Origin of the sequence: Herbaspirillum seropedicae (genome assembly GCF_001040945.1) — a bacterium.
GTDB lineage: Bacteria > Pseudomonadota > Gammaproteobacteria > Burkholderiales > Burkholderiaceae_D > Herbaspirillum > Herbaspirillum seropedicae.
Genome location: NZ_CP011930.1, coordinates 3,963,560 through 3,980,479 on the forward strand (window position 1 = coordinate 3,963,560; position 16,920 = coordinate 3,980,479).

Sequence of the window (16,920 nt, forward strand, 5' to 3'; positions counted from 1 at the left end):
ACTCCAGCCTCACCGCTGCATACTCTCCCAAACCTTCTGCAAGCGCTTCACCGACACCGGCATCGGCGTCTTCAATTCCTGTGCATAGAGCGACACGCGCAACTCCTCCAGCATCCAGCGGAACTCGGTCATCTTCGGATCCGCCCTGCCGGCGCGGTCCTTCAGGGCGCGTTGATACGGCAGCGCCACCGAATTCCATTCCGCCAGCAATCGTGTATCACGTGCCGGATCGGCGCGCAGCTTGTCCAGCCGCACGTTGATGGCCTTCAGATAACGCGGATAGTGACTCAGATTGCCGTAATCGGTCTCGGCCACGAAACGCTTGCCCACCAGTTGCGATAGCTGCGCCTGCATGTCAGCCGCTGCCTGCGCGTGCGCCTTGATGCCTTGCAGTTTCTTGGGCAGGGCATGGTACTCGGCCAGTATCTGGCCGCACAGGCGGGCAATCTCGTTGACCAGCAAACCCAGCCGGGCCTTGCCTTCATCACGGCGGCGATTGAACTCGTCGGCGTTGCGCGGCAGCGGGTCCTGCAGGAAGGCGCGCTCCAGGCCGGCATTGAGGATCTGTTCGCGCAATTCTTCCTGCGAACCCAGGGCCATGAATTGCATGCCCATCTGCTGCAGGCCCGGAATATTCTTTTCCAGGTACTTGAGCTGCTCCTTCATCTGCAAGGCAAACAGACGACGCAGCCCGGCATAGTGGAAGCGCGCCGCCTCGGCCGGATCATCAAAGACTTCCAGGTCACAATGCGTCTTGCGGTCCACCAGCGCGGGGAAACCGATCAGCGTCTGCGCCTGCTTACCGCTGCCGCGTGTAATCTCCAGCAACTCAGGCAATTCACCAAAACTCCAGCTGGTGAGGTTGCTGTATTCGCCTACCGAAGCCGGCGCAGCAGCAGCCGGCGCGGCGCTGGTCCCGCCCTTGCTGGTGGCGGCGGCGGGCGAAGGCGCGGCATTGTCCTCGTCCTCGCGGGGAGCAATGGCCACCTGCTCGGCCAGCTTCTGGAACTGCTGGCGCGCCTGCCCGCCGAACTCGGCTTGCAGGGCGGCGAGGTTGCGGCCCATCTCCAGCTGGCGCCCATGCTCATCGACGATCTTGAAGTTCATCGCATGGTGGGCTGACAGCGTTTCCTGCTTGAAATCGCTGGGCTTGACTAGCAGGGTGATCTGCTCGCGGATATCAGCAATGATGGCGTCGATGAGGTTGCCGCGACCAAAGGCCTTGCGCTCTTCCATGCGCTCGCAGAAGCGGGCGGCGTAGTCGGGCAGCGGCACGCAATGGCGACGCAGCTTCTGTGGCAAGGACTTCAGCAGCAGATGCACCTTCTCCTTCAACATGCCCGGCACCAGCCATTCACAGCGATCCGCCGAGACCTGGTTCAGTGCATACAGCGGCACGGTCAGCGTGACGCCATCACGGGCAGCGCCGGGTTCGAAGTGATAGCTCAAGGCCATGGCGATGCCTGCCACGTTCATGGTCTTGGGGAACAGCTCCGTGGTCACACCAGCGGCCTCGTGACGCATCAGGTCGTCACGGTTCAGGTACAACAGCTTGGGATCGGCGGCAGTGGCCTCCTTGTGCCACTTCTCGAAGTCCACGCCATTGCAGATGTCATGCGGGATCAGCTTGTCGTAGAAACCGATGATGAGCTCATCGTCCACCAGCACATCCAGACGGCGCGACTTGTGTTCCAGATTCTCGATCTCGCGCACCAGTTTCTGGTTGTGCGCGAAGAACGGGGCGCGGGTCTCGAAGTCGCCGCCGACCAGGGCGTCGCGGATGAAGATCTCGCGTGCTTCAGCCGGATTGATCTTGCCGTAGTTGATGCGGCGCTGGCTGTACACCACCAGCCCATACAGCGTGGCGCGTTCGGAGGCGGTGACCTGGGCCGCGCGCTTTTCCCAGCGCGGCTCGCCCCAGGATTTCTTCAACAGGTGGCCCCCCAGCTTTTCCAGCCATTCGGGCTGGATGTTGGCCACGCAGCGTGCATACAGGCGGGCAGTATCGACCAGCTCGGCGGCCATCACCCAACGCCCCGGCTTCTTGGTCAGATGCGCGCCGGGCCAGATGTTGAACTTGATGCCGCGTGCACCCAGGTATTGCGCATCGTCCTCGCTCTTGAAACCGACGTTGCCCAGCAGGCCCGTCAGCAGCGCCAAGTGCAGCTGATCGTAGGTGGCGGGGGCTTCATTGAGACGCCAGCCCTGCTCCTTGACGATGGTCAGCAATTGCGAATGGACATCGCGCCACTCGCGCAGGCGCAGTTGCGAGAGGAAATTCTCGCGGCAATGCTCCTGCAATTGCCGGTTCGATTTCTTGTGGGCGATGGCGTCTTCGAACCATTTCCAGATCTTGAGGTAGCTGGCGAATTCGGACTTTTCATCGGCGAATTTCTTGTGGGCGTTGTCGGCCGCATTCTGCGCATCCATGGGCCGGTCACGCGGGTCTTGCACAGACACGGCGGCGGCGATGATCAGCAGTTCGGTCAGGCAGGCATTGTCGCGGCCGGCCAGGATCATGCGGCCCACGCGCGGGTCCAGCGGCAGGCGCGCCAACTGCTTGCCCAGCGGCGTCAGGCGGTTCACGCCGCCCTGCTCTTCCACCGCGCCCAGTTCCTGCAGCAGCTGGTAGCCGTCGGCAATGGCGCGGCCCAGCGGCGGTTCGATGAAGGGGAAGCTCTCCACATCAGTCAGATGCAGCGACTTCATGCGCAGGATCACCGAGGCCAGCGACGAACGCAGGATTTCGGGATCGGTGAACTTGGGACGCTGCAGGAAATCCTGTTCGTCATACAGACGGATACACACACCCGCCGCCACCCGGCCGCAACGACCGGCGCGCTGGTTGGCCGCCGATTGCGCCACCGGCTCGATCTGCAACTGCTCGACCTTGTTGCGGTAGCTGTAGCGCTTGACCCGCGCCAGGCCGGCATCGACCACATAGCGGATGCCGGGCACGGTCAACGAAGTCTCGGCCACATTGGTGGCCAGCACGATGCGGCGTGCATTGCTGGTCTTGAAGACGCGCTCCTGCTCTTGCGCGGACAGGCGCGCAAACAGCGGCAGGATTTCCACATGCGGCGGATGATGCTTGCGCAGCGCTTCGGCGGCATCGCGGATTTCGCGCTCGCCGGGGAGGAAGACCAGCACGTCGCCCGCGCCGATGCGTGCCAGTTCATCCACGGCATCGACCACGGCGTCCATCAGGTCGCGCTGCTCGCGGTCCTTCTGGGCCTGGCTGGCGCGCCCCTCGGCGCGCGCCCGCGCCTGCGCCACCTCGGTGGAGACGCCGCTGCGGTCGGCATTGTCGATGGGCCGGTATCGGATCTCCACCGGATACAGCCGACCCGAGACCTCGATCACCGGCGCCGGCACGATCTCGCCCTTCACCTCACGCCCGAAATGACGGGCGAAGCGGTCGGCATCGATGGTGGCCGAGGTGATGATGATCTTCAGGTCGGGACGCTTGGGCAGCAACTGCTTCAGGTAGCCCAGCAGGAAATCGATGTTGAGGCTGCGTTCATGCGCCTCGTCGATGATGATGGTGTCGTACTGGCGCAGCAGCGGATCGGTCTGCGTCTCGGCCAGCAGGATGCCGTCGGTCATCAGCTTGATCCACGCGCCCTTGGACAGCGTGTCGTTGAAGCGCACCTTGTAGCCGACCAGCTCGCCCGGCGGGGAATTCAATTCCTGCGCGATCCGTTTGGCGGTAGAGGATGCGGCGATCCGGCGCGGCTGGGTGTGGCCGATCAGGCCCTTTTCTCCACGGCCCAGCTCCAGGCAGATCTTGGGCAATTGGGTGGTCTTGCCGGAACCGGTCTCGCCGCTGACGATGATGACCTGGTGCGCCCGCAGCGCCGCGGCGATCTCGTGGCGGCGGCCAGAGACGGGCAGCTCTTCGGGGAAAGTCACCGGCGGCAAGGGATTGCGCAATGGCGCAGGCGCGGGCGCGGCCTCGGCGGCAGAGTCGGTGCGGCGTGGACCGCGGGCGTCGCGCTGTCCGCGCGCGCGCTCCTGCTGCGGGTTCTTCTGCGGCTGGGCGGCGGGGGCTGGGGTGGGGGCTTTGGTAACAGACATGAGGCCGACATTATACCTGCCACAGCCCGCCCGGTCAGGCTGCAGGCGGCTGCGGGGGCGATGGGGCCGTCCTTTGAGGTGATGTCAGGCCGATTGCTTCCGGATTGCAACAGCTGGGACCGAAATCGGGCCGCAAACGCCCATGGGCCAACGGATGGGCGCGACGCTGGTTATAATGCGCGTCATGGAAAAACAGACCGAATTCGTCAACTGGCTGCGCTCCGTCGCGCCCTATGTCCACGCCTTCCGCGGCAAGACCTTCGTGGTCGCCTTTCCGGGCGAGCTGGTCACGGCCGGCGACCTGCAAGTGCTGGCCCAGGATCTCTCCCTGCTGCATGCGCTGGGCATCCGCGTGGTGGTGGTGCATGGCTCGCGCCCGCAGGTGGCCGAGCAGCTGGCGCTGCGCAATGTCGAGGCGCGCTTCCACAACGGCCTGCGCGTGACTGACAGCGCCGCCCTGGAATGCGCCAAGGAAGCCGCTGGCGAATTGCGCCTGGACATCGAGGCCGCCTTCAGCCAGGGCCTGCCCAATACGCCCATGGCCCATTCGGCCATCCGCGTGATCTCGGGCAACTTCGTCACGGCCCGCCCCATGGGCGTGATCGATGGCGTGGACCTGCAACTGACCGGCGTGGTGCGCAAGATCGCCGCCGACGTCATCCAGCCCATCATGAACGCGGGCGGCATCGTCTTGCTCTCGCCGCTGGGCTTCTCACCCACCGGCGAAGCCTTCAACCTGACCATGGAAGACGTGGCCGTCTCGGCGGCCATCGCGCTGCGCGCCGAAAAGCTGATCTTCCTGTCGGAAACGCCGATGATGACCGACGCCGGCGGCGCCGAAATCCGCGAACTGTCCTCGCACCAGGCCGAGGCCGTGCTGTCGGCCGGCTTCCTCTCGCCGGAAGCGGCCTTCTACCTGGCCAGCGTGGTCAAGGCCTGCAATGCCGGCGTCTCGCGCGCCCACATCGTGCCCTTCGCCACCGATGGCTCGGCGCTGCTGGAGCTGTTCACCCACGATGGCGTGGGCACCATGGTCACCTACGAAAACCTGGAAAGCCTGCGCCAGGCCACCATCGAAGACGTGGGCGGCATCCTCAAGCTGATCGAACCGCTGGAAGCCGACGGCACCCTGGTCAAGCGGGGCCGCGAACTGATCGAACGCGAAATCCACTATTTCTCGGTCATCGAGCACGACAACGTCATCTTCGGTTGCGCCGCCCTCTATCCCTTCCCCAAGGAGCGCATGGGCGAGATGGCCTGCCTGACCGTGAACCCCGAAGTGCAGGGCCAGGGCGATGGCGACCGTATCTTGAAGCACATCGAGACCCGCGCCCGCGAGGCCGGCCTGACCAAGCTCTTCGTGCTGACCACGCGCACCTCGCACTGGTTCTTGAAGCGCGGCTTCGTGCTGGCAGGCGTGAACGACCTGCCGCAAGACCGCCAGCAGATCTACAACTGGCAACGCAAGTCACAGGTCCTGATCAAGAACCTGTACTAAGTTTTCCGTCAGGACGTGAGCAGGCTCAACCGCTGACACCCATCGCAGGCCCGCCCGTCCCAGGCATTTCATCTTAACGAACCAAGGAATCGACATGGCACGCATGGTCCACTGCATCAAACTGAACAAGGAAGCCGAAGGCCTGGACTTCCCCCCGTACCCCGGCGAACTGGGCAAGCGCATCTTCGAGAACGTCTCCAAGGAAGCCTGGGCCGCCTGGCTCAAGCACCAGACCATGCTGGTCAACGAAAACCGCCTGATGCTGGCCGACGCCCGCGCCCGCAAGTACCTGGCCGCGCAGATGGAAAAGCACTTCTTCGGCGAAGGCGCCGACGCTGCCGCCGGTTACGTGCCGCCCAGCGAATAAGGCCGCGCCCCGCTGGGGCCGCCACCCGGAACGCCGCCCTGGTCCGCCACGGCGGCGTTTTTATTGCCCCCGCGCCAGCCGCGCTAAGCACTACAATGCGGATTCCTTTTCCGATTCATGCAGGAGTCCACTTTGTCCTTGCGTTGTCCGCGTCTTGCCCTCCTGGTCCTGAGCCTGGGTTTCTTCCTTTCCGTCCCCGCCGCGCAGGCTGCTACTGCAACTGCTGATGCTGCGCCGCCAGCGGCCATCAAGTCCCTGCCAGCGGGCGTAAGCGCCGGCCCCAGCGCCGAAGGCATCAGCGAATACCGTTTCGCCAACGGCTTCAAGCTGCTCCTGCTGCCGGACGACTCCCAGCCCACGGTCACGGTCAACATCACCTACCTGGTCGGCTCGCGCCACGAGAACTATGGCGAGACCGGCATGGCGCACCTGCTGGAACACCTGATGTTCAAGGGCTCGCCGCGCCATCCCAGCATTCCGCAAGATTTCAGCAAGCGCGGCATGAACTTCAACGGCACCACCTGGCTGGACCGCACCAACTACTACGAGACCTTCCAGGCCAGCCCGGACAACCTGCGCTGGGCCATCGCCATGGAAGCCGACCGCATGCTCAACTCGAAGATCGCCCGCAAGGACCTCGACAGCGAGATGACCGTGGTGCGCAACGAGTTCGAAGCCGGCGAGACCTCGCCCACTCGCGTGATGTTGAAGCGCATGCAGAGCGTGGCCTATGACTGGCACGCCTATGGCCGCAACACCATCGGTGCGCGCAGCGATATCGAGAACGTGCGCATCGAGAACCTGCAAGCCTTCTACCGCACCTACTACCAGCCCGACAACGCCGTGCTGCTCATCGCCGGCAAGTTCGATGCGGCCCAGGTGCTGCAATGGGTGGACCAGAGCTTTGGCCGCCTGCCCAAGCCCAAGCGCACCCTGCCCGCGTTCTGGACGGTCGAGCCGACCCAGGACGGCGAACGGCAATTCGTGATCCGCCGTCGCGGTGACCAGCAACTGGTGGCGCTGGCCTACAAGATGCCCTCCGCCCTGCACCCCGACGCCACCGCCCTGGGCTTTGCCGCCGACATCCTGACCGACACGCCCAATGGCCGCCTGCACAAGGCGCTGGTGGAAACCGGCATGGCCACCGAGGTCTACGCGATGCCCTTGGAAGGAATGGCCCCTGGCCTGCAGATGATGGTGGCCAAGGTCAAGGTCGGCGGTGATCTGGACGCGGTGCGCCAGGCCATGATCAGCGCCGTCGAATCCTTCAGCACCCAGCCGCCCACGCCCGAGGAAGTGGCGCGCCTGCATCGCGAAGCCGCCAACAGCTTCGAAACCCTGCAAAACAATCCACAACAGCTGGCCGTGGCGATGTCCAACGCCATCGCCCGCGGCGACTGGCGCTTGCTCTTCATCGAACGTGACCGGATGCAGCGCCTCTCCAGCGCCGATATTGCCGCTGCAGCGGGCCGTTACTTCCGCCGCGACAACCGCACCGTCGGCCTCTACCTCCCCGACGACCATCCCCAGCGCGCCGAGATCCCCACCGCCCCGGCTCTGGATACCCTGCTCTCGCAATACCAGCCGCGCACGGCCATTGCCTCCGGCGAAGCCTTCGATCCGGCCCCGGCCAATATCGAACAGCGCACTACCCGCATCGCCCCCGGCCAGCCGCCCCATACCGCCCTGGACCTGGCGCTGCTGCCCAAGCAGTCACGCGGCCAGACGGTATCGGTCAGCCTGCACCTGCGCTTTGGCGACGCCCAGAGCCTGTTCGGCCAGCGCAACGTGGCCCAGTTGACCGAGGCCATGCTCATGCGCGGCACCGACAAGCTGGACCGCCGCCAGCTGGCCGATGAATTCGCCCGCCTGAAGATCAATGGCAGCCTCTACCGCTTCCAGACCACCCGCGAGAACCTGGTCCCGGCCATTGCCCTGGTGGGCGAGGTGTTCCGTCATCCACGCATGGATGCGGCCGAGTTCGAGCAATTGAAGAACGAGACCGTGGCCGGGCTGGAAGCGGGTCGCAAGGACCCTGACACCCGTGCAGGAGAGGCGCTGTCGGTCCACTTCGACCATTACCCGGCGGGCGACTGGCGTGCCGCGCAGACGCTGGAGCAGCGTATCGCCGCCGTGCGTGCTGTGACGCTGGAGCAGGTGAAGGATTTCCATCGCCGCTTCTACGGCGCATCCCAGGGCGAGCTGGCGGTCGTGGGCGACTTCGACCCCGCCCAGGCGCGCAGCGCCATTGACCAGGCCTTTGGCGGCTGGACCAGCGCCGCGCCCTATGCACGGGTGTTGCAGACCTGGGCCGATATCCCCGCCAAGCGCCTGCTCGTCGATACCCCCGACAAGGAAAACGGGGTCTATTTCGCCCGCCAGAACATTCGTCTGAGCGACACCGATCCCGACTACCCGGCCCTGGCCGTGGCCAACTTCCTGCTGGGTGGTTCCAGCCTGAAGTCGCGCCTGGCCGACCGCGTGCGCCAGCAGGACGGCCTGTCCTACGGCATCTACAGCGGTCTGCAGGTGGCCGCCCTGACCGACGCCGGCCACTTGACCATCTACGCCATCGCCGCGCCCCAGAACCTGGACAAGGTCGATGCCGCCGTCCGTGAAGAGATCGCCCTTGCCCTCAAGGACGGTTTCAGCGAAGAGGAATTGCAGCGCGCCAAGTCCGGCATCCTGCAACAGCGCAACCAGCAACGCGCCGGCAACGACAATGTGGCCGCGACATGGACCTTGCTGATGAACCAGGACCGCAACTTCCTGTGGCAGCAGGAAATCGACCGCAAGCTGGCCAGCCTGACGCTGGCCCAGGTCAACGCGGCCTTGCGCAAGTATGTCGATCCGGCCCGCATGACCACCGTCATCGCCCGCGACGAGACCAAGGTCCGCAAGCCCTGATGGCATGAGGTGGCGCAGCCGCGCCCTTCATGAATGCGCCCAAAACAAAATGGCCGTGTCGCGATGACACGGCCATTTTTTATCCTGCATTGACTGCTGGCTTAACTGCTCTGGCTTAACTGCTGGTTTGATTTCTTGTTGACTATTTACCGATGCCCAACTGAACCAGGCCAGTACCAACAATCACTACAAGGCAAATTGCAAGTCAAAACGGCGGTCAGGACCTCCCTCAAAACTCCAGCTTCTTCACCCCGTCAGCCGTGCCCAGCAGGCAGACATTGGCCCCCTGGCGCGCGAACAGGCCATTGGTGACCACGCCGACGATGTTGTTGATCTTGTCTTCCACATCAGCCGGATCGGTGATGGACAAACCCAGCACATCGATGATGTAGCAGCCGTTGTCGGTCACCACCGGCTTGCCATCCTTGACCCGCAGGCGCGGCTCGCCGCCCAGCGCCGCCAGCTTGCGCGCCACCACCGCATGCGACATCGGGATCACTTCCACCGGCAGCGGGAACTTGCCCAGCACCTCCACCAGCTTGGAGCCATCGGCGATGCAGACGAACTTCTGCGCCACCGAGGCCACGATCTTCTCGCGCGTGAGCGCCGCGCCGCCACCCTTGATCATGGCGCCGCCGCCATTGATCTCGTCGGCCCCGTCGATATACACCGGCATGGTCTCAACCTCGTTGAGATCGAAGACGGTGATGCCGTGCGAGCGCAGGCGCTCGGCCGTGGCCTCCGAGGAAGCCACGGCGCCCTTGATGCGGTGCTTGATCTTGCCCAGTTCATCGATGAAGAAATTGGCAGTGGAGCCCGTTCCCACACCGATGATCTCGCCATCGACCACATATTCGATGGCGGCCTTGGCCACGGCCTGCTTCAGTTCGTCTTGAGTCATGATTTCTTGTTAATAGAACGTAAATAAAAACTTGATTCCCCACGCCGCAGAACTTACCAATTCTCAAATCATTAATTCTCAGCATGCGGGAGAAAAAATCTCAGTGCGCATCGTCCGGTTGCTCATCCAGCGTCTCGAAGAGCGCGATCTGCAAGCGCGAATGCAGCTTGACCAGCTTGCTCCACAGCAACCACAACAGCCCCGCCGCGCCCGCCAGCACGAAGGCCAACAGGTTCAGCGGCGGCAGGATGCTGGCGCTCAGCACGAAAATGAGCAGCATGATGCCGACGATGGACATGATGGGCAAGACCTCGGAGACGATCTTGCGCACCCCCGAAGTATACGCTCCCGCGAACTCGGGCTTGACGCTGACCTCCGCCAGCAGCATCGAGAGGGCTTGCAGCTTGCGGTAGGTAGCGATCAGGAAGGGCAACGACAGCACCAGCGCGCAGCCCCAGATGATGGCCTTCTGCACATCCGGGTCCGGGGTCCAGCCCGACAGCTGGCGCGAGAGCCCATCGACGAAGAAGGCTCCGCCCAGGAAGATCGCGATCACCAGCGCCAGGTTGACCATCACCTGCATCAGGATGCGGCGGATGATGCGCGTGAGCTCGGCGCGGTCGCCGGTAGGCTGCAGGCTTTCCAGCCAGCGCGAATACATGCCCATCAGGCCCGAGACCCGCGCCGGCACCAGCGTGACCGCCTTGGCCGAGAGCGGGTCGGCGGCCTTGATGAGATAAGGCGTCAGCAAGGCAGTGACGGCCGAGACCGCCACCACGATGGGATAGAGGAAATCGCTGGTGACCTTGAGGCTCTGGCCGAGCGCCGCGATGATGAAGGAGAACTCGCCGATCTGCGCCAGGCCCATGCCCACGCGCATGGGCGTGCGCCCGCCCTGCCCGGCAATGAAGGTCCCCAGACCGCAGCTGATGAGCTTGCCGAAGACCACCGCCAGGGTAATGACCGTGATCGGCATCCAGTACTTGACCAGCACATTGGGATCGAACAGCAGGCCGATGGCCACGAAGAAGATGGCCGAGAACATGTCGCGGATCGGCTCGACCAGGCGCTCGATGCGGTGCAGGTGGCGCGACTCGGCCATCACCGCGCCGACCAGGAAGGCCCCCAGCGCCACGCTGTATTGCAGCTTCATCACCAGCAGGCAGAAGCCGAACAGCACGCCCAGCACCGCCACCAGCAGCATCTCGTTGCTCTTGAAGCGGGAGATGAAGCTGAGCAGGCGCGGCACCGCCAGGATGCCCACCACCAGCGAGACCGTCATGAACAGCACCAGCTTGCCCACCGTGGTAAAGACTTCGGTGGAATCCACCGAGCCGCTGGTGGCCACGCCCGAGAGCAGCGCGATCATGCCGATGGCCAGGATGTCCTCGACGATGAGGATGCCGAAGATGATCTGGGCGAACTTCTCGTTCTTCATGCCCAGCTCATTCAAGGCCTTGACGATGATGGTGGTGGACGACACGGCCAGCATGGCGCCCAGGAAGATGGCGTCCATCCGCTTCCAGCCGAAGTAGAGGCCGATCTCGTAGCCGATCCAGATCATCAGCAGGATCTCGGCGGCCGCGCCGATGAAGGCCGTCGCCCCCACCTTGGCCAGTTTCTTGAGACTGAATTCCAGCCCCAGCGAGAACAGCAGGAAGATCACGCCCAGCTCCGAGAGGATGTGCACGGTCTTTTCATCCTGGATCAGGTCGTAAGGCGGAGTGTGCGGGCCGATGATCACGCCCGCCACGATATAGCCCAGCACCACTGGCTGCTTGAGCTTGTTGAAGACGACGGTGACGATGCCGGCAATCAGCATGATGATCGCCATGTCCTGGATGAATAACTCGACTTCGTGCATCGTACGGGGATTCCTTTCTGGTTGAGGTGGCGGCGGATGGAGCGGGTCCAACGGCAACCGTGTCTTGATCGCGGCGCAGCCCGGTTGCAGTGCTCACTGCGGCCATGCCTGCGCCATTTTGCAGCGCCCTTGCACCACGACAGGCTTTGCTGCGGCCAGGAAGGCTGGCGCAGAGGTGGCGCGGTGCTCGATGTCAGGGATGTCTGGTGCTGCTGGCGGGCCGGCGAACGGCCGGCGCTGGGTGCTGATCTGTGTCCGCTCTTGGTGCGTAGGGTCGCGGCGGCAAAGGCGCAAGGGACGGCCCTCGCCACGGGATTCCCCGAAAATAACACAAGAGGCAACCCGCCCGCAATGCAAACGACACGGCCAACCGGCCCTGTCGCGTAGAAAGTTAGTAAACCTCGGGCATTTCCCTCAGCGCCTCGGTCAAGGGACTAACAAAGCAGCAATGGCGCCGCCAGGCATGAAACCTGCTAAATGGAAAGTCTCGCGCAGCGGGAGATCATCCGGGCGGCCGGCCGGCTCACCCCGGCACGCGCACCAGCACTTCGGCAGCCTTTTCGTCGAAGGCGATGCGGGTCGTGAACTTGGCGCGCTTCATCGGGAAGCGCGACTGGAAATGGCGCACATTGCCCGACCCGGAAATGACCCGCCGCACGAACTGGTAGTAGGCGTCCATGTCGATGACGTGCACCGCCAGGAAGTAGTCGTATTCGCCCGAGACGAAGTAGCACTGCATGACCTCGGCCTCCTTGGCCATGCGCTGCTCGAAGTCCTGCATGTGCTGGTCGGACTGGTTGTTCAGCGAGATTTCCAGGAAGGCCAGCATGCCATAGCCCAGCGCGAAGGGGTCCACCATGGCCACCTCGGCGCTGATGATCCCGGCCTCGCGCAGGTCGCGGATGCGGCGCAGGCAGGTGGGTTGCGAAATATGCAGTTTCTCGGCCAGCACGCGGGTGGAAATCTGGTTGTCCTTCTGCAGCATGTTGAGCAGTTTGCGGTCCACCTTGTCGAGCGTGTGATGTTTGGCAGCCATGGGGGCAAAAGTCAGGAGGGTTTTATTTGGGCAAGCCGCTTAAAAAAAACTTGGCGAAGCCGATTCTTATGTTGTACCGTCTGCATTATTCAGAAAGTCGGGGACGAAAGCAAAGCGGGACGCCCAGCCCCCGCAACAGGGATCTGAATAAAGCTTGAGTAGTGAGACAAATTAAAAGTGGTCAATTCAATCTACAGAGGAATTCTATGAAACTCAAGAGCGCCATTATTCCATTAACCGCTGCAATCGGCCTGGCCTTCGCAGGCGCCGCGTATTCCCAGGAAGTCGTCAAGATCGCCCACGTCGGCCCGCTGTCCGGCCCCAACGCCCACATGGGCAAGGACAACGAGAACGGCGCGCGCATGGCCGTGGACGAACTCAACGCCAAGGGATTCACCATCGGCGGCAAGAAGGTCAAGTTCGAGCTGGTTGGCGAAGATGACGCATCCGATCCGAAGCAGGCCACTGCCGTCGCCACCAAGCTGGTCGACCAGAAGGTCGCCGCCGTGATCGGCCACCTGAACTCGGGCACCACCATCCCGGCCTCCAAGATCTACAGCGACGCCGGCATCCCGCAGGTCTCGCCGTCGGCGACCAACCCCAAGTACACCCAGCAAGGCTTCAAGACCGCCTTCCGCGTGGTGGCCAACGACGCGCAGCTGGGCGCAGCCCTGGGCAAGTATGCCGTGCAGAAGCTGGGCACCAAGCAGATCGCCGTGATCGACGACCGCACCGCCTATGGTCAGGGCGTGGCTGACGAATTCGCCAAGGGCGCCAAGGCGGCCGGCGGCACCATCGTCGGCACCCAGTACACCAACGACAAGGCCACCGACTTCAACGCTATCCTGACCTCGCTCAAGGGCAAGAAGCCCGACGTGGTCTTCTTCGGCGGCATGGACGCCGTGGGCGGCCCGATGCTGCGCCAGATGAAGCAGCTGGGCATCAGCGCCAAGTTCATGGGTGGTGACGGCATCTGTACCGGTTCCCTGCCGGGCCTGGCCGGTGACGGCCTGGGCGACGACCAGGTGATCTGCGCCGAAGCCGGTGGTGTGGACGAGGCTGGCAAGAAGGGCATGGACGACTTCCGCGCTGCCTACAAGAAGAAGTTCGGCATCGACGTGGTCTACAACGCCGCCTACGCCTATGACGCCACCATGACCGTGGCCGACGCCATGGCCAAGGCCGGCTCCGCCGATCCCAAGAAGTACCTGCCCGAACTGGCCAAGATCAGCCACAAGGGCGTGACCGGCGTCATCGCCTTCGACGCCAAGGGCGACATCAAGGATGGTTCGCTGACCCTGTACACCTACAAGGGCGGCCAACGCACCCTGCTGGCCGTGACCAAGTAATCGGTTGCGACAGCAGGCCGGCCCCTGGGCCGGCTCAGGCGACATGCCAAGCAAATGCCCCCGGTGCAAGCCGGGGGCATTTTTGTTGATACGATTTATACGATTTATACGGATACGCGCTTATACGGTTCCGGGCGTCCTCAGGCGCGCAGCGCCTTTTCCAGTTCCGCCTTGTTCATGCTCGAGCGGCCCTTGATCTTGCGGGAAGCCGCTTCAGCATAGAGCTGCTGATAGGTACGACCACCCGGGCCGCTATGCGAGCGCAAACCGCCGCGGCGAGCGGAAGACATATCCTCGGTCGAAGTCTTGCTGGCCGTTTTGGATTCGCCATGGCGGGCGCGTTCCTTGTTGACGGTGCGCGCCGCGATCTCCTCGGCGCGCTTGGTCCCGGCCCCGTGCTTGAGGGCGCCGGACTTGATGTGTTCGTACTGGCGTTCGCGTTTATTACTCCATGCAGCCTGGGGCATGATGACCTCCTCATGAAGATGAAGACGATGAAGACGGCGGATGTCGCTCGCCCATGCCTACATCCTAGTCACGGCCGCCCTGCCCTGCCATCCTCCGGGCGCTGATATGCCTGTAGGAGAGGCAGCGACGCCGGTTACGGCCCGATGCTCAGCGGATGCCCGGCGAGGCAGATTTCCCGCCAGGCAATATCGCGACAATGATAAAGCTGTACAACCTTTCGCCACCGGGCCAGTCCAAACGCTTCAACCACAGGGAATGCGGGAGGACTTAGTGAAAAAGATCATGGCCATGTTTGGCCTCGTGCATGGGGTGATTGCGGTGCTGTTTGCAGCGGGCGCGCTTGCCCTGATCGCGATTGCCGCGCGCATGGGATTTGAAGCGGTGATGGAAGGATGGGGCCTGCCGCAGGCCCAGGCGCTGATCGAGGCCATCGGGATCCTGGCCGCGGCAGTGGTGGCCTTTCAGATTGCCGAGACCATCACCGAGGAAGAGGTCGTCCGCGACGCCAACATCAGCGCCCCGACGCGGGTAAGGCGTTTCCTGTCGCGTTTTTTCGTGGTGGTGGTGGTCGCGCTGGCCATCGAGGCGCTGGTAATGACCTTCCGCGCCGTGCATGAAGAGCCCGAAGAGCTGGTCTATGCCGCCGCCCTGCTGGCCGGCACCGGCGCGCTGCTGGCCGCGTGGGGCTATTTCATTTATTGCAACCGCGTGGCCGAGGAACTGGAGCCGGACGCCATGGAAGAGGCCAAGGAAGAGGACAAGAAGCTGGATAACTGAGCCGGGCTTTTCCTCGCCGTATCGTCCCGCAGCAGGTGTCCAGGGCTGTACCTTGGGGAAGGACGGCGGGGAATTTTTCTGCAGGGAGTGGAAGAAGGAAAAAGAAACGGCTATAATCGCGGACTTTTGCTGATGTAGCTCAGTTGGTAGAGCAACTGATTCGTAATCAGTAGGTCGACGGTTCGATTCCGCCCATCAGCACCAGAATAGAAGCGGCTTGCAGTGATGCAGGCCGCTTTTTTTTGCTCCGCAATTCTGGCTTTGCTCCGCAATTTTTTCACATACGAGCATGGACCCGGAAATGGCCCGCTTCTTTACGCACCGGCTCCGGATGCAAAAGCGCCCGAGCTCGGCTTGTTCACTTCGTGGGTATGACCTTCTTCGTAGCCCAGATGCCCACACAGACCGGCACACCGACCCAGGTCAGCACCTGATGGCGGATGGCCTGGCCCATGTCGCTCATGCTCGGCCATAGGCCGGCCAGGCCGTCCAGGGCGAGGAAACTCTCATCGATGGAATACACCTCCAGGCGCGGGCTATATTGGCGCAGCACCTCGGTGACGCGGTTGCTCATGTCGGCGTAGAGGGTGTAGTTCGAAGAGAGCGCCACGATGCCGTGCTGGCGCGCCAGCTCCTGCATCATGAACCAGGGCGCGGCCATCTTGATGCCCAGTGCCTTGGCCTCATTGGAGCGCGCCACCGTGCACCCGTCATTATTGGACAGCACCACCACGGGCCGGGCCCTGAGCTTGGGGTCGAAAACACGCTCGCACGAAACGTAGAAATTATTGACGTCAACCAGGGCGAAGCCTGCCCGCCTGGCCTGACTTGGCCGCTGGCTGCTCACAGCATCTTCCTGGCTACGCCCACCACCACGCCGAAGACTTCCAGCACCTCGCCGTCGCCGAAGCGGATCGGACGGAAATCAGGGTTCTCCGGATGTAGCTCATAGGCGCCGTTGACCAGGCGCAGGCGCTTGATGGTGAACTCCCCGTTGACGATGGCCACCACGATATGGCCCGGCTGGGGCGAGACTGAGCGATCCACCACCACCTTGTCGCCCTCGACGATGTGCGCGCCGCTCATACTCCAGCCGGCCACATCGAAAAGGAAGGTGCAGGCAACGCGATCTACCAAGTATTGATTCAGGTCCAGCGGATCAGCGGTGTAATCGGCTGCCGGGCTTGGGAAGCCGGCATGGAGCTTGTGCGTGATGTGCAGGGCCAACGGCCCGCCGACGAACTGGATCGCTGGTACGGGCTGTATCATGCTTCCTGGCGGTGCTGGCGCGGGATAGGTGAGGCTTGACATATTGATAACGGGAAACGGCGAGCGATCAACGGAACTGTACATACGTACAGTATAAATCACTTTTTCGGCCCCGCGCGCGGTTGCCCCCACCCCCGCGCCTGCTCGCTACATCGGTCGGTTTTGACGCAAATTTGCGTCAAGCGTCCAAGCCCGTCCGGCCTTGCTCGACGTTCCGTCCAGCAGTCACAAAATTTGACGCATTTTGATGCATCCGCGAGCCACTTTTGAGTGCGAGATGGACAGTAGACACGCATGAGGGGGAAATTTGTGAGTTGAAAAAAAGCCCGCTAAAAAGCAGGCTTTTGGGGGAGGGCGAATTAGAGCGTCATTTCTTTACGGTCTTGGCCGCCGCTTTACGCGGAGAG

12 protein-coding genes and 1 tRNA gene are annotated in these 16,920 nt (G+C 63.1%); 6 read left to right on the forward strand and 7 right to left on the reverse strand.

Annotated elements, in window-relative coordinates; genetic code table 11:
• Positions 1-9: 9 nt before the first annotated feature.
• Positions 10-4,077, reverse strand: a complete 4,068-nt coding sequence (hrpA, locus tag ACP92_RS17265; RefSeq protein ID WP_013235402.1) for an ATP-dependent RNA helicase HrpA — start codon at positions 4,075-4,077, stop codon at positions 10-12.
• 184 nt (positions 4,078-4,261) lie between these two features.
• On the opposite strand from hrpA, the gene argA reads away from it, so the two are divergent.
• The 3 genes from argA (at position 4,262) to ACP92_RS17280 (ending at position 8,849) form a co-directional block, all read left to right on the forward strand.
• Entirely contained in the window at positions 4,262-5,575 is a 1,314-nt protein-coding gene (argA, locus tag ACP92_RS17270; protein ID WP_171941717.1) for an amino-acid N-acetyltransferase, read from the forward strand.
• Between the two features lie 94 nt (positions 5,576-5,669).
• Positions 5,670-5,942, forward strand: coding sequence for an oxidative damage protection protein (locus tag ACP92_RS17275; protein ID WP_013235404.1), 273 nt, complete (start codon positions 5,670-5,672; stop codon positions 5,940-5,942).
• Between the two features lie 132 nt (positions 5,943-6,074).
• Entirely contained in the window at positions 6,075-8,849 is a 2,775-nt protein-coding gene (locus tag ACP92_RS17280) for a M16 family metallopeptidase (RefSeq protein ID WP_041311076.1), read from the forward strand.
• Between the two features lie 229 nt (positions 8,850-9,078).
• On the opposite strand, the gene rpiA is transcribed toward ACP92_RS17280, so the two are convergent.
• From rpiA to ACP92_RS17295, 3 genes are all read right to left on the reverse strand, one after another.
• On the reverse strand, positions 9,079-9,750 hold the full coding sequence (gene rpiA / locus ACP92_RS17285; protein WP_013235406.1) for a ribose-5-phosphate isomerase RpiA: 672 nt from the start codon (positions 9,748-9,750) through the stop codon (positions 9,079-9,081).
• A gap of 100 nt (positions 9,751-9,850) precedes the next feature.
• Positions 9,851-11,614 (reverse strand): cation:proton antiporter, encoded by a 1,764-nt coding sequence (locus ACP92_RS17290; protein WP_013235407.1) that lies wholly within the window; start codon positions 11,612-11,614, stop codon positions 9,851-9,853.
• Positions 11,615-12,137: 523 nt separating this feature from the next.
• A complete protein-coding gene (locus tag ACP92_RS17295; protein ID WP_013235408.1) occupies positions 12,138-12,650 on the reverse strand; it encodes an Lrp/AsnC family transcriptional regulator in 513 nt (170 codons plus the stop codon).
• Positions 12,651-12,856: 206 nt separating this feature from the next.
• Here ACP92_RS17295 and ACP92_RS17300 point away from each other — a divergent pair, with 206 nt between their 5' ends.
• Positions 12,857-13,999, forward strand: a complete 1,143-nt coding sequence (locus tag ACP92_RS17300; RefSeq protein ID WP_013235409.1) for a branched-chain amino acid ABC transporter substrate-binding protein — start codon at positions 12,857-12,859, stop codon at positions 13,997-13,999.
• Between the two features lie 140 nt (positions 14,000-14,139).
• Here ACP92_RS17300 and ACP92_RS17305 read toward each other — a convergent pair whose 3' ends face one another.
• Complete coding sequence (locus tag ACP92_RS17305) at positions 14,140-14,466, reverse strand: hypothetical protein (protein ID WP_013235410.1); 327 nt, start codon at positions 14,464-14,466, stop codon at positions 14,140-14,142.
• A 283-nt stretch (positions 14,467-14,749) separates the two neighbouring features.
• Here ACP92_RS17305 and ACP92_RS17310 point away from each other — a divergent pair, with 283 nt between their 5' ends.
• On the forward strand, positions 14,750-15,244 hold the full coding sequence (locus ACP92_RS17310) for a hypothetical protein (protein ID WP_041311079.1): 495 nt from the start codon (positions 14,750-14,752) through the stop codon (positions 15,242-15,244).
• Positions 15,245-15,372: 128 nt separating this feature from the next.
• A tRNA-Thr gene (locus tag ACP92_RS17315) sits at positions 15,373-15,448 on the forward strand.
• A 154-nt stretch (positions 15,449-15,602) separates the two neighbouring features.
• Here ACP92_RS17315 and ACP92_RS17320 read toward each other — a convergent pair.
• Together ACP92_RS17320 and ACP92_RS17325 are read right to left on the reverse strand one after the other, a co-directional pair.
• On the reverse strand, positions 15,603-16,091 hold the full coding sequence (locus tag ACP92_RS17320; RefSeq protein WP_013235412.1) for a Y-family DNA polymerase: 489 nt from the start codon (positions 16,089-16,091) through the stop codon (positions 15,603-15,605).
• On the reverse strand, positions 16,088-16,513 hold the full coding sequence (locus ACP92_RS17325) for a LexA family protein (protein WP_013235413.1): 426 nt from the start codon (positions 16,511-16,513) through the stop codon (positions 16,088-16,090). Before ACP92_RS17325 ends, ACP92_RS17320 begins: the two co-directional genes overlap by 4 nt.
• Positions 16,514-16,920 lie beyond the last annotated feature (407 nt).

Bases quoted from the DNA above. Each gene is read 5' to 3' on its own strand.
- argA (WP_171941717.1), top strand. From the start codon at position 4,262: ATGGAAAAACAGACCGAATTCGTCAACTGGCTGCGCTCCGTCGCGCCC.
- ACP92_RS17275 (WP_013235404.1), top strand. From the start codon at position 5,670: ATGGCACGCATGGTCCACTGCATCAAACTGAACAAGGAAGCCGAAGGC.
- rpiA (WP_013235406.1), bottom strand. From the start codon at position 9,750: ATGACTCAAGACGAACTGAAGCAGGCCGTGGCCAAGGCCGCCATCGAA.
- ACP92_RS17325 (WP_013235413.1), bottom strand. From the start codon at position 16,513: ATGATACAGCCCGTACCAGCGATCCAGTTCGTCGGCGGGCCGTTGGCC.
- hrpA (WP_013235402.1), bottom strand. From the start codon at position 4,077: ATGTCTGTTACCAAAGCCCCCACCCCAGCCCCCGCCGCCCAGCCGCAG.
- ACP92_RS17310 (WP_041311079.1), top strand. From the start codon at position 14,750: ATGGCCATGTTTGGCCTCGTGCATGGGGTGATTGCGGTGCTGTTTGCA.
- ACP92_RS17300 (WP_013235409.1), top strand. From the start codon at position 12,857: ATGAAACTCAAGAGCGCCATTATTCCATTAACCGCTGCAATCGGCCTG.
- ACP92_RS17295 (WP_013235408.1), bottom strand. From the start codon at position 12,650: ATGGCTGCCAAACATCACACGCTCGACAAGGTGGACCGCAAACTGCTC.
- ACP92_RS17290 (WP_013235407.1), bottom strand. From the start codon at position 11,614: ATGCACGAAGTCGAGTTATTCATCCAGGACATGGCGATCATCATGCTG.
- ACP92_RS17305 (WP_013235410.1), bottom strand. From the start codon at position 14,466: ATGCCCCAGGCTGCATGGAGTAATAAACGCGAACGCCAGTACGAACAC.